We start from the raw sequence: 12,683 nt of genomic DNA, 5'->3' as shown, positions 1-12,683 counted from the left end.
GCGTTCCCGTCCCGTTAATGGGCCTTCCAGTTCGCGTTGTCGGGGATCGTCTTCTGCGGCACCCGTACCTGGATGAGGGACGGACCGCTCGAGTACTCCAGCGCACCCGTCACGGCATCCCCCAGTTCGCCGTACGTGCCGACCTCCCACCCGCGGCAGCCGAAGACGTCCGCCAGCGTGCTGTAGTTCCACCGGTGCAGCTCGCAGGGCTTGTAGAACGGCTCGTCGGAGTGGAACACCCCCGCGTCGGCGAGCCACTGCTCCACGGCGTAGACGCCGTTGTCGATGACGAAGATGATCGGATCGAGCCCCAGCCGGGTCTGCGTCGAGAGGCACTGGGCGGTCATCTGGAAGCCGCCGTCACCCGAGAAGACCAACACCCTCTGGTCCGGCCCCTCCGCCAGGCAGATGCCCGTCGCGGCCGGCGCGCTGTAACCTATCGCCGAATAGGACGACTGGACGACGCACCCTCCCTGCCTGGGCACGTCGAGCAGCAGGCTCCCGAAGTAGTTCATGCTCGCGTCGGCGCCGACGATGGTGTTCCTGTCGACGTACTGCTGGATGTAGTCGTAGAACCCCTGGTACGTGATGACATCGGCCTCGTTCACGGCCGGCACGCCGCGGGCCGGGCTCTCCGGGAGCTTCCGCTCCTTGGGTGCGATCTCTTCCGCCAGGATGCCGTCGATCAGGTGCTCCAGGGCGACCTGTCCGCCGAAGAAGGTCCCGAACTTGACCGCGTCGAACGACGCGAACGCGGTCTTGTCGTAGTCCGGGTCCCAGCCCAGCGAGTTGATGTCCGTCAGCCACACGCCGAGGGCGAGGACGAAGTCGGACGCGTCGGCCAGATCGGTCACGGCCGACGACGACGCCTGGCCGTCGAGCACGCCGACGAACAGCTCGTCGTCCTCGGAGAGGACGGCCTTGCTGAGGAGTTCCGTGACGAACGGGACGTTCAGTTGCCGGATCAGACTCAGGGCCTTGTCCTGGAGGCCGAGACGGTCGATCTCCACGCCGATCCAGACCAGGGGGTTCTCGGCGGCTTCGAGCTTCGCGCGGATCCGCGCGACCGACTGTTCCAGACTGGTCTCGTCCGACAGGATCCTGGCCGGCTTCAGAACGCCCTGCGGCGGCTCGCACTCCAGGTCGACCATGTCCTGGAGCAGTTCGATGTAGATCGGACGCCGCTCGCTGATGCACCGGGTCAGCGCGTGGTCTATCAGCGCCGGGGCGAGGTCCGGATTGTCGATCCGTATGGCCGCCACCGTCAGGTGCTCGAACGACTGGAGGTCCGTCTCGCGTCCGCTGATGAAGTGGTGCGCGCTGAAGCCGGTCTGCTCGAAGGTGATGGTCTTCTTCACGCTCGGTGTGCCGTTGATCAGCACGAGCGGCACCTTCTCGACGTAGGCGCCGGCGACGGCGTTCACGGCGCACAGCGCCCCTGCGGAGTAGGTGACGCAGAGGGCGCCGATCCCCTTCATCCTCGCGTATCCGTCCGCCGCGTAACCGGCGTTCACCTCGTTGACTTCCTCGACGATCTTCGTGCCGCTCGGCGCGACGTACCGGTTCAGCCATTCGATGGAATAGTCGCCCGCGATGGCGAACAGGTGCTCCAGGCCCAGTTGACGGAGCCGGTCCACCAGGTACCGCCCTACTGTGCAGCTCTTGCTCATGATTGAAGCGCCTCTCCGTGGTCAGTAGTCGCTCGCGCCGCCGAACAGCCGGGGCATGTAGATGTCGAAGATCCCCGGGCACCTGCGTTCCGGGTACCGCTGCAGCATGAAGCCCTTGAAGGCGTCGCCCGTCAGCCCGTCACCGATCGCCTCCCGCGCGGCGGACAGGTACTCGACGTTGCGCGCGACCTCGTTCTTGTCGGCCGGCAGACCGTGGCCCGGCATGAACAACTCGTAGTCCGACAGCAGCATCTCCCGCAGCACCCGGGTCCAGTGGTCCAGGTGTTTCGTCAGGTACAGATGGGTGCCGCTGTAGATCAGGTCCTGGGTGAAGTACACGCCCAGCTCGGGAAGCCTGATGGTGAGGTGGTAGTCGATCTCGGTGTCCGTCACCCGGTCGAAGACGTACCTGACCCCGTCGATCTTCTCCTCACCGGGGTCGACGGCCTGTTCGGGGACGACCACGCGCTCCGGGAGGAGGTCACCGAGTTTCCAGTGGTCGCTCCTGGAGTCCTCACCGTGGTCGTGGACGAAGGTCATGGTTTCGGACAGCGCGTGGACAGTGACGTCGGTGAAGGCGGTCCCCAGGCCGAACCAGTGGTCGGGGTGCCGGTGGGAGACGTACAGCCTCTCGATCGGCTTGCCCAGGCTGTCCGCGTAGTCCCTGAAGGCCCTGGCGTAGGGGGCGAGGAACTGTCCGTCCACGAGGACCAGTTGGTTCTTGGTCTCGATGATGTGGGTGGCGTTCGCGATGTTGCCGGCCGCGAAGGACGCGACGAAGGTGTGAATACGGACGTCGCCCGTCTGCTTCACGACCATGACGATGGGATCTGACACCTGGGCCAGCATGGGAGTCCCCTCTCCGAGATTACGTGGTCCGCTCTCCCAGCTCCTCCAACGCGGCCCTCGCGACGTCGTAGGCGCTGTCCCTGCCGGGCACCGGGTCGTCCTCGCCGGGGCGCCAGAAACGCCGGCGCGCCATGCGCATGGACCTGTCGAACGGCGGGATCGCGTTGAACACTTCGATCAGGTACGGCCCGCCGTACACCGGCTCGATCTCGCTCGAGACGACGTCCCACGGGATCCAGCTGTCCTTCACCGCCCCCCGGTCGGGTGCGGAGATGTGGACGTAGTAGAGCCGGTCCTGCCGGACCGCTCGCGCGATGTTGTCCTTGAGGACCGACGGCCCCTGGCTCTCCATCACGACCTGCGCCGTGTCGACCGTCACGCCGCCCTGCGGGTGTTCGAGGCCCTCGAGGAAGTCCAGCACCTCCGAGACCATGTTGGGCGGCGGGGTCTCCCAGCTCTTGACGGGCTCGACGGCGAGTTTCACCTCGCGCGCCGCGGCGTACTCCAGCAGCTCCTCGAAGACGGAACGCGCCGCGTCGTAGCGCGGCTTCATCCAGTCCTGCAGGGCGTCGCTCCAGATCGGCTCGTCGGTGTCCGTGACCGGGAAGACCCCGTAGGGGTAGATGAACGGCCCGGACATGATCGAGTCACCGCCCAGGACGTGGGTGATGTCGACGCGGGACTTGAGGTAGGACAGCGCCTGCCTGCGCTGTTCCTCGTACGGCGAGGTCGGGTCGAAGGTGCGCGTGGTCCCGACGTTGGTGGTGAACTTCACCTCCCCGAGCCCCGCCTGCTCGAACACCTTCTTCAGGCCGACGTAGTGGTCGACCTCGAGTTTGTGGTCGACGGTCGTGGGCTGAGCGGCGATGTGCACGTCGAAACCGTCGTACCCCATGTCGGTCAGGGCCTTGAGGTGATCGATCAGTACCCGGCTGTACCGTGCGTCCTGTGGCCGCAGATCGGCCGTGAACATGAAGAAGCTGAAGAAGACGTCTCGTCCGAGTTTCGCGTTCATGGTCACCAGCCCAGGATGTCGGCGAGGTAGGCGCGGGCCTTCTTGGCGTATTCGAGCGGGACGGCCTTGTTCGGGTCCTGCTCGGCCTCCACGACCAGCCACCCCTCGTAATGCGCGGCGGCCAGCGCCTCGAGGATGGGCCGGAAGTCGATCCCGCCGTCTCCGGGCACGGTGAAGACACCGAGCTGGATGCCCTCCTGGAACGACAGGCCCTGTTCGCGCACCCGGCTCACGACCTCGGGCCGCACGCTCTTCAGGTGGACGTGGCCGATGCGGTCGGCGTGGGCCCGGACCACCTCCAGCGGATCGTCGCCGGCGAAGGCGATGTGGCCGGTGTCGAGCAGCAGGTGGACCAGCTCCGGATCGGTCGAGGCCATCAGCCGGTCGATGTCGGCGCGGGTCATCACGCCGGTGCCCATGTGGTGGTGGTAGCTGAGCTTCATCCCGGCCGAGCGGGCGATCCCGCCGAGCTCGTGCAGGCCCGAAGTCAGGGCGTCCCACTGGGAATCGGTGAAGACGGGGCGGTTGGCGAACACGTCCACGGGAAGCAGGTGCGACGAGGCCCCGAACTCGGCCACGACCAGCTCGGTCCCGCTCAGGGCCTTGATGTGGGACAGCGTCTCCTCGAACGCGGCGATCGTCTTCTCCCGCATCCTGCCGACCGTGAAGTACGTGCTCGTCCAGGGCTCGGACACGCTCAGACCGCGCAGATCGAGTGCGGCCTTGAGCTCGGCGGCGTCCGAGGGGTACTTGTGCCCGATGCTGCAGCCCTGGAAGCCGGCCAGCGCCATGTCGCTCACGGCCTGGCCGAAGGAGATGCCGGCGTCGATGGAGGGGAAGTCGTCGTTCCACCACAGGGTGCAGCAGACGCCGAGCTTCACCTTGTCCGGACTGAGACGGTGGAGTGTGGCCGTCATCTCGTCGCTCCCTTCAGGTAACGGTCCGCGATGCGGGGCGGCTGGGCCCAGGAGCCGTATCCGGGCGCCTTGGCACCCGGAGGATTGGCCCCGATGGCCCGCCACAGCAGCCCCTCCTGGTAGGCCGCGGCGGTGACCGTGGAGGTTCCGGCCGCCGTCCGGACTCCGTAGCGGTCGGTCCACTCGGGCGGCAGCGCGTACCACATCCCGGCGTACCAGAGCTTGATCACGTTGCGGGCCACCGGGCCGAGCCGTTCGTCGCTGAGGATCCGATGGCGCAGGGCCCGGTCGAACAGATCCCGGTCGAGCGGGGTCCGGGCGTGGCTTCCGGCACCACCGGCCGCGTCGGCCCGGGCCGCCCGGTGGGCGTCCAGGAGGTCGGTGACGACCTCGTCTCCGCAGGCGGCCCGCACTTTCGCCAGATATTCGTGGGCCATGCCGGTGCCGAGCAGGTCGGTCTCCTCGAAGGCGGTGAGGTCGACCGACAGGGAGACGAACTTCTCGAACGACGGGGCGGTCATCGTGTCACCGCCCGGGCCGTCTCGTCGGTCGCCCCGGCGTCGGTCGAGGCCCCCGGATCGGGCCCGTCCCCGGCCGGGATCTCGAAGGTGGGACCGGCGTGCAGGCCCCCGCTCCCCGGCAGGGGGTTGCACACCAGCCGGTTGAACCCGTCGCGCAGGCGGAACATCTCGCAGACACCCTCCTGCAGGAGGTCCGGCTGCCCGTCGAACGCCTTCGTGAGCAGGGCGAGGAACGCCCCGTAGTCGGCGTTGAAGTCCCGTGCGACACGGGCGAGTTCCGATCCCGTCGGATAGTCGGCCAGCCGGGCGCTCACCTTCACCTTGTACACCTCGTCCCAGGAGATGCTCAGCGAAGGCCCCGAAGGCGCGTCGGGGTGGTCGCCCACCTGGTAGTAACGCCCGAGCTGCAGCTGCCGGAACCGGTAGTAGTGGGCCAGCTCCCCGTCGGCGTCGTAGATGCCGGAGTCGAGGCCCTCGCCCTGGCCGGCGATGAACCGGAGTGCCTGCTGGGCCGATCGCAGGTCGGAGACGACGGTGATCGCCCCGCCACCGGAGTAGAAGTACTCGGGCCCCACCTGACGGGACGGGTCCCCGCTGAAGAGCGCGGGGTCGTTGGCCGCCACCTTCTCGAGCCCTTCGATGATCTCCTCGTAGAACTCGCCGATGCTGTAGAAGCGCAGCTCCTCGTCGGTGGGGCTGGAGACCAGGAACCGGGCCCTGCTGTCCTCCGGTGTCTCCACCAGCCGCGAGTCGGCGCTGGGGGCCTTGCCCGGCCGCTCGATCTTGCAGAACGTCTCCACCGCTTCGGGGGAGAACGGCCGCAGGTCGACGGTGAAGTCGTCCTCCCCGTCCGGCAGGTAGGCCGGATAGGACGGCACGAAGCCGGGGCGGGTCAGGTCGGGAGTCCCGCCGATGGCGTTCAGGACGTTGGCGGCGAGGGTCAGGTGCAGCATCTCCTCCACCGCGGTCACCCGGATGATGTGGGCGGCGTCGGAGTTGGTGCCGGAGTGTATGGAGTAGTACGCGGTCAGGTACGGCGGGATGGTCGCGTGCTCGAGCGACATCGCCGCGTTCAGGTAGCTGACCAGGTCGTCACGGTTCTCGATGGTCGACGCGATCATGGTGCCGTCTCCCCAGAGGTGGCCGCCGCCCGGTCCCGGCCGGTGGTGACCTCGATCGGTGCGGTCTCGGAGTCGAGCTGGGCCAGCATGGCCCGGACGCTGCGCAGGCACAGGGCGGCGAGGGTGAGCGTCACGTTCGAGGTGCCCACGGTGGGCATGCTTCCGCCGCCGACCATGTAGAGGTTCTCGTGGTCCCAGCACCGCTGGTCCGCGTCGACCACCGAGGTCGCCGGCTCGCGGCCCATCACGTGGGTGCCGGCGAGGTGGTTGCCCCCGCGGATCTCGTACCCCTCGCCGTCGTGGACGGCGTAGCCCCAGAAGTCCGGGTCGTACGCGGTGTGGTCCTCGGCCCCCAGCCGGGCGAAGATCCTTCTCGACAGCTGCCGGGCGTACGCCACGCCCCGCAGGGTGTACTCGGGGACGTTGTAGCTGAGGACGGGCCTCATGTTGCCCAGCTCGTCGGTGAAGTCCGGGCTCACGGTGACCCGGTTGCTCGGGTCGGCGGGGACCTCGACCATGAACGCCAGCTGCAGCTGGCGGGACACCCGGTCCACCAGGCCCTGGCGGAGGGACTCGCCGTAGCGGCCGGCGGAGTCCACCAGGCCGATCAGGTCGGTCATCGGCGCGCCCCGGGCCCAGCCCCAGCCGTCGTTGTGGATGTCGACGGTGAACGCCGCCTGGCGGCTGCGGAAGCGGCCCCCGCGCAGGTCGGTGATGCCGCCCGTGCAGATCGTGCCACGGAAGGTGCCGGCCACCTCCGGCAGCAGGGCCCACGCGAGCAGGTAGGCGTGGTCCATGAAGTTCCGCCCCATCAGGCCGCTCGAACCGCGCAGCCCGGAGGCCAGCATCAGCCGGGGGTTCTCCACCGCGTTGGCGGCCAGGACGAACAGCCGGCCGCGGGCTCTCATCGTGGTGTGGCCGGGGCTGTCGGGCCGGTCGTAGCGGCGGTACTCGATCTCGGTCACCCGGCCCGTGTCCTCGTCGACGTGCACCTTGTGGGCCACCGCCTGTGCCACCAGGTCGACCCGGCCGCTCTGGAGGGCCAGGGCCAGGGTCTTGCCGGCGTTGTACTTGGCCTGCACCGGGCAGATGGGCACGCAGTTGTTGTTGCCCTGGCACCGCTCGCCGACCTCGACCTGGTACGCGCTCACCGCCCCGCGCGGCACGTAACCCCGTCCGCCGTCGTAGGCCGGGTTCGGTATGCCGTTCCGGCCCTGCGGGAACGGCCGGACCCGCAGCTCCCGGTGCTCCCCGTCGAGGTCGACCGGCATCCCGTCGACGTCCTTGGCGACCGTCCGGTCCAGATAGGACAGGGGCAGTCCCTTCATGGGGAAGACGTAGTCCTCGTCGAAGGCGATCCCGAGGTAGGCCTGGTCCTCCACGTCGGCGGAGACGCCGATCTCGCGTTCGGCCTCGCTGTAGTACGGGGCGAGGTCCTCGTAGGTGAGCGGCCAGTCCGCCCCCTCGCCGTAGAGCGTCCGCATCCGGAAGTCCTCGGGCAGCATCCGCAGCGCCTTGCCCTCCCAGTGCATGGTGGTGCCGCCGAGGACCCGCGTGTAGGTGGTGTCGGTGGCGAAGGGCCCGCTCTGGACGATGTAGGCCGAGGCGTCCGGCGCGCCCGGGGTGATGCGCCGTGCGTCGGTGCCGCGGGGCATCGGGGCGTTGGCGACGGCCGGGTAGGGGGCCTGGTTGTCCTTGCTGATGGCCGAGTAGAACCGGTCGAGATAGCGTTCGTAGCCCCTGAGCGTGAGGTCTTCGGCCGGGCCCGCTTCGAGCAGCAGCACCTTCCTGCCGGCTTCGCTCAGCCGCAGGGCGACCAGAGCGCCGGAGATGCCGCCGCCGACGACGACGGCGTCGTAGAGGACCTCGGCCGCCGCCCCGGGGTCGGTGCGGTGCGCCGCCCCCTTGGGAAACTTCGCGTACATGGGACAGTCACTCCTCCACTGCCAGGCGCAGCCGGGACCGGCGTGGCGGCCCGGGTCCGAGTCGGTCGGCAGGGGTCACACGGCCTCGGCCCGGCCGTGCGGACGCACGGGGGGCGTCGTCGCCCGGCGACCGAGGATCGCTGCGGACACCGCATGCGTCCATGGGCTGCCGCCACGGATAGGTGTGGGGTTTCTGCGCGACCGAGCCGATGAACGGCGCCAGAGAGCGCAGATTGTTCATGGCAACTTGTTCATGGCAGCTTCGACGGTCGAGCTGCGCTTTGGTGTCGCTGCTGGTGTACGGCGCACAATCCGTCGCCGCGTCAGCAACGATACGCGGGTACCCCCAAGATCGCTGAATTTGCCGGGGCGCGTTCCTCCCGCCGCGCTCTGTCGGCGGGCGGGGCGGAATCATCTGAAGGAGCCTCAGGAAACCTTTTACGCACACAGTTTCCTGGAGGCCGTGACCGGTCGGCACGGGCGTCCCGCGCTTCCCGTACGCGCAATACGCCCGCGCCGCCGATCCGTTGGAAGCCCGCCACGGCCGTCGGCCTGCAGGAGCTCAAAGGTGTTCAGCCGGTCCTCGCCGGTCAACTGCGCGGCCGGCCGCGGGGAATGAGCTTTTCGTGCCGCGTCCTGGACGGGTCGGCCGTCGTCGGCCCACCGGTGGATCGCACCCCTGTCCGGAGACGGTCCTCGCCCGTGTCCCCGGCCGCGCGGGAGGCCTCCGGCGACCGGCCACCGGGCCGTGTTGCGATCTTCCCCACCAGTGCTTTGATGGAAATGAAGGCATGCGTGCCACAGGAATATTCGCGAGGCAGCAGCCCCGTGCGGGGCGGCTCTGCGGCGGTGCGGGGCGGAGCACGCGCAGGTGATGCGTGGTGCCGCCCGCACAGGTCACGGGTTTCCGTATGTCTCCCCGTCCGGCGCCCGTACGACGTGTCCCTCAGCGATGTGCAGCACGGAGGAAACGTCCTCATGCCCACCAAGGTGATCCGCCGCCCGGAAGGCAAGGAACGGCCGCACGACGCGCCGTGGTACACGCTGTACCCGCGGCGGTGGTGGTCCCGTTTCTCCGGGGCGACGCGCAAGGAATGGCGCGCTTTCAGGACGAAGAGGGAAGCGCACAAGAGCATCGCCGCGGCACGCAGCTGGCGCCCCGGCTGGTTCTCCCTCGGACCGCTGCTGCGCGTATACGCTTTTCTCGGGACGATTGTTCTTCTCGTTTGGGTGGGACTGCTCGTCTACGATTTCCAGAAGACCAATAATGAAACGGAAGAGCAGCTCAAGCATTCACAGCTCCACAAAGTACTGGATTCTCTGTGGCTCGACGCCGTCTCCCATATCGTCGGCCCCGTTCTGACCGGTTCCCTGATCCTGACGTTCTTCCTTCTCTACTGGTATCACAAGACCAAGAAGCCGCTCGTGGACAAGGCGCGTACGCGTCCGCACGAGCTGGTCTCCACGGCCGGGACCTTCGGCAACCGGATCGTCGGGCGCCGTGAGCTGACCCAGGCGATCGCCCAGACACTCCGCAATCGGAAAACCCGGAAGCCCTATCTGCTCGTCGGTGGTGTGGGCGTCGGGAAAACAGCCGTACTGGTGGAACTCACCCGGATGCTGGCACAGCAGTCCGCCGTTCCCGTGCCCATAAGCCTGCGTGACATGAAGGGCGACGGTGAGCTCGACTTCGAGGAAATGGCGCGGCGCCGCTTCGCGGAAGAGGCGGACCAGGGAGTGCTGACCGGCAGCAACATCGACAAGACGTGGCGGCAGCTCAGGCTCGACGGCAAGGTCGTCGTCATCGCCGACGGCCTGGAGGAGGCCCTTCTCGACGAGAAGTACCAGGAGGACCGCGACAACATCATCCGGCGGGCGATAGAGCGGGCGGACCGCCAGAAGCTGCCCCTGGTCATCGCCTCGCGTCCGCACACACCGCTGGAGGGCACCCGGGCGGCGATCGCCGACATGGAACCCCTGAGCGAGGAGGCCGCCCTGGAGTACCTGGTGCGGGAACCGGGCGAGCTGGACGAGCGCCGCCTCGACTGGGTGGTGGAGACCGCCAAGGTCGTGGAATCGCCGATCTACCTGCGGATCGCCCGGCTGCTGCAGCAGTGCGGGCTGCTGGATCACCTCACCCTCCGCGGCGAGAAGGACCGCCTGGACACGCGGAGCAACGACTGCTCCACTCTCCGGCTCGGATTCCTCAACACCTATCGCCAGGCCATCGAGGACGGGCGCATATTCGATGATCTGGTGATGGGCCGCGAGGAGCGCCGGGAGACCATGTGGGTCGTGTCGGCCATGGCCTGCCTGGGACTTCTGCAGGACAGCATCGAGGTCACGTTCGACGATTTCGTCAGCGCACACGCGAACGACCTCCGCCTCCGCGCACAGTCCCAGGGAAAGGAGCAGGAATCACCGGACACCGTCCAGCAGTACGGAACCCGCCTTTCCATCTCCCCGGCGCAACGCGACGCGATATGGGGCGTGATGTGCCGAAAGATCGGCGGGAGGGCGCCCTGGCTCAACACCTTGGACTACCCCAACGAGTGCCGGACGGAATTGGCGAGACACACCGCCAACGGCCAACTCCTCGGACTGGTGTACGGCCGCAAGAACAAAGTCAGGTTCCCGCACAGCATCTTCCAGGCGTACATGGGTTACCGCCTGCTGAGGGAACTGCCGGACGACAAGATCGCCGCGGTCGTCGAGCCGGCGCTGCACAGCCCGGGCCCGTCGCGGGAGCTGCTCATCGCGCTGGTGCTGCTCTCACGTCATCGGGCGGCTCCTCTCACTCCCCGGCCGGATGCCGCGTCGCGCACCGCTCCTCGGGCCCGGAACCGTCATGGAACGTCGCCGAAACTGGCCGAGCTGCTCAGCAACGCCGCTGCGTCCCGGCACGACGCGAAGTACTTCGACCTGTACGCCGCGGCCCTGGAAATAGACTGTGTCGATCCGGTGCCGATCCAGGACAAGCTGGCCCATGAGCTCGACGAGCAATGGGCGGGCCTCGACATCAGGGGCGACCAGCGGACCATCGAGAGCGCGAAGCTGAGGCTGGTGCGGAACTTCGGAGCCGCCCTGCGCGAACGGGACCGTCGCGGCAGGGCGAGCCGTCCCCCTTCAGGATGTCCGGAACAGGATCCCGCGCGCCCGACCCTTCCCTACAGACACCTCTTCCAGATCGGCACGCATGAACCCTCCCACAGTGTCCGGATCGCGATAGCGCATCAGATCGCCGCCGGCGGCGACGCGGCCTTCCAGGAACTGCGCACGGAATTCCCCCTCGGATCCGATCCCATATCCCAGTACCTGGGAAAGATCCGTGACGCCAAGCAGAAACTCGACCGCGACTACACCGCCTGGCTCAATGAGGGGGATCCGGACCCCGCCGCCGGCCCGGAGGCGGCGGAGAAGAGGCAGCGGGAGCACGACTGGATCGTGAGGGAGTACGAGCAGAGCCGGACCACATGGTGGCGCCACTTCACCCTCCGGGCCTGGCTCGTCCCCATGGTCGTCGGGTCCGTCTCCGAGAAGTACCGCGACGAGGCCAAGGAACGGCTGAGCATCTGGCTGCGCACCCTGACCCCCCAGCCCGGACAGCAGAGCCCGCTCATGCCGCTCTCTTTGGAGAACGCCCTGGCCCAGGGCTTCAAGAACGCGGCGAACCGCCGGAGACGGCACCCGGAGGCCTACGAGGAGACCCGGGCCCACCTGGTGGCCCAGGCGGAGAAGATGCTCACCTGCAGCCGCTACTGGTACGCGCAGCTGAGTCTGCTTCAGGCCCTGTGCCTGTGGGAGCTCCCCGACACCGTCGGACGCGCTCCCGGGTCCGGCGCGACGAACCGGCGGAGCCGTTCCACGCCACCGGTCACCGGCCTCACGAAGGACGACGACGTGGCGTCCGGCGGCCCCGTGGAGCCCATAAAGTCGGTCACCCGATGGCTGGCGATGGCCGGCAGCGCACACGAGAAGACCCCGGCCCACATCGGCGCCGCATACCGGCGCCACGGCGACAAGGTCCTCCACCCGTTCATCGCCGAAGCCGGCGATCTGGTGACCCTGGCCCTGGAGACAGGACACCCCGAGCGGTTCATCTGGATCGACGAGAGCGAGGTCAGCAACAGCGTCGGTTCGGCCCCGGCCGATCCGGACCGCTACCGCAAGCACAACCTGTGGATCTCCCCGTCCGTCGGCTGGAGCAGCCTGCATCCTCGAGCGCAACGCCTTCTCGCCGACGTCATGGTCCTGCTCAACCTCACCGAGGGCAAAGGGAGCCCGGACGAGATCGAGGAACGCCTGAAGCTCTCGAACAGGGCCGCCCTCCCGCACTGTCTCACCCACGACCGGGGCCTGCTCCACCCCGAACGCAGTATCGGCCGGGTGGACAAGGGCGAATCCCGCACCACCTGCATGTCCCCGTGCGAGTTCCGTCTGTGCCCCTATCCCCCCAAGGCCGGAAACGCGCAGGCGGAGGTGGCGGAACTGTTCTGCCGGCAGCAACAGGCGCTCCTGCACAGCCGCTTCCGCTGGCATCCGCCGGCCGTCAGCCGGCACACCGCGCCATGGGTCAGCGTCCCCGTCAGGGAGTTGCACGCCTTCTGGGAGGAGATGGCCAACAGGAACCGCAAGAGCACCGATGAGGACGAACACCTTCTTTGA

At 68.1% G+C, this 12,683-nt stretch carries 8 protein-coding genes; 1 reads left to right on the top strand and 7 read right to left on the bottom strand.

The features are described 5' to 3' along the window. Positions 1-14: 14 nt before the first annotated feature. From ACICHK_RS38270 to ACICHK_RS38240, 7 genes are read right to left on the bottom strand one after another with little or no spacing between them, the layout of a single operon-like run. Positions 15-1,670 (bottom strand): alpha-keto acid decarboxylase family protein, encoded by a 1,656-nt coding sequence (locus ACICHK_RS38270; RefSeq protein ID WP_406840565.1) that lies wholly within the window; start codon positions 1,668-1,670, stop codon positions 15-17. A 21-nt stretch (positions 1,671-1,691) separates the two neighbouring features. Beyond that, positions 1,692-2,507 carry an MBL fold metallo-hydrolase gene (locus ACICHK_RS38265; protein ID WP_225860514.1) on the bottom strand — a complete coding sequence of 272 codons (816 nt, stop codon included), beginning with the start codon at positions 2,505-2,507 and terminating at the stop codon, positions 1,692-1,694. 31 nt (positions 2,508-2,538) lie between these two features. Then, complete coding sequence (locus ACICHK_RS38260) at positions 2,539-3,534, bottom strand: sugar phosphate isomerase/epimerase family protein (RefSeq protein ID WP_406841439.1); 996 nt, start codon at positions 3,532-3,534, stop codon at positions 2,539-2,541. Between the two features lie 2 nt (positions 3,535-3,536). After that, the gene (gene iolE / locus ACICHK_RS38255; protein WP_406840564.1) at positions 3,537-4,451 is read right to left on the bottom strand and encodes a myo-inosose-2 dehydratase; all 915 of its coding nucleotides are present in this window, start codon (positions 4,449-4,451) and stop codon (positions 3,537-3,539) included. Then, positions 4,448-4,972: a hypothetical protein gene (locus ACICHK_RS38250; RefSeq protein ID WP_151469539.1), complete on the bottom strand. Its 525-nt coding sequence runs from the start codon at positions 4,970-4,972 to the stop codon at positions 4,448-4,450. Before ACICHK_RS38250 ends, iolE begins: the two co-directional genes overlap by 4 nt. Next, a complete protein-coding gene (locus tag ACICHK_RS38245; protein WP_406840563.1) occupies positions 4,969-6,093 on the bottom strand; it encodes a ferritin-like protein in 1,125 nt (374 codons plus the stop codon). Before ACICHK_RS38245 ends, ACICHK_RS38250 begins: the two co-directional genes overlap by 4 nt. Beyond that, a complete protein-coding gene (locus ACICHK_RS38240; protein ID WP_406840562.1) occupies positions 6,090-8,018 on the bottom strand; it encodes a GMC family oxidoreductase in 1,929 nt (642 codons plus the stop codon). The genes ACICHK_RS38245 and ACICHK_RS38240 overlap by 4 nt, the downstream gene beginning before the upstream one ends. 978 nt (positions 8,019-8,996) lie before the next feature. On the opposite strand from ACICHK_RS38240, the gene ACICHK_RS38235 reads away from it, so the two are divergent. Next, positions 8,997-12,683: an ATP-binding protein gene (locus tag ACICHK_RS38235; RefSeq protein ID WP_406840561.1), complete on the top strand. Its 3,687-nt coding sequence runs from the start codon at positions 8,997-8,999 to the stop codon at positions 12,681-12,683.

This window comes from Streptomyces sp. AHU1 (assembly GCF_045343905.1).
In the GTDB taxonomy this organism is placed as follows: Bacteria; Actinomycetota; Actinomycetes; order Streptomycetales; family Streptomycetaceae; genus Streptomyces; species Streptomyces triticiradicis.
The sequence above is the reverse complement of the archived record's forward strand: the minus strand, read 5'-3'. Positions and strand labels throughout refer to the sequence as shown.

Excerpts from the sequence above, each read along its gene's own strand:
- ACICHK_RS38245 (WP_406840563.1), bottom strand. The coding sequence starts at position 6,093 with ATGATCGCGTCGACCATCGAGAACCGTGACGACCTGGTCAGCTACCTG.
- ACICHK_RS38240 (WP_406840562.1), bottom strand. The coding sequence starts at position 8,018 with ATGTACGCGAAGTTTCCCAAGGGGGCGGCGCACCGCACCGACCCCGGG.
- ACICHK_RS38235 (WP_406840561.1), top strand. The coding sequence starts at position 8,997 with ATGCCCACCAAGGTGATCCGCCGCCCGGAAGGCAAGGAACGGCCGCAC.
- ACICHK_RS38270 (WP_406840565.1), bottom strand. The coding sequence starts at position 1,670 with ATGAGCAAGAGCTGCACAGTAGGGCGGTACCTGGTGGACCGGCTCCGT.
- ACICHK_RS38260 (WP_406841439.1), bottom strand. The coding sequence starts at position 3,534 with ATGAACGCGAAACTCGGACGAGACGTCTTCTTCAGCTTCTTCATGTTC.
- iolE (WP_406840564.1), bottom strand. The coding sequence starts at position 4,451 with ATGACGGCCACACTCCACCGTCTCAGTCCGGACAAGGTGAAGCTCGGC.
- ACICHK_RS38250 (WP_151469539.1), bottom strand. The coding sequence starts at position 4,972 with ATGACCGCCCCGTCGTTCGAGAAGTTCGTCTCCCTGTCGGTCGACCTC.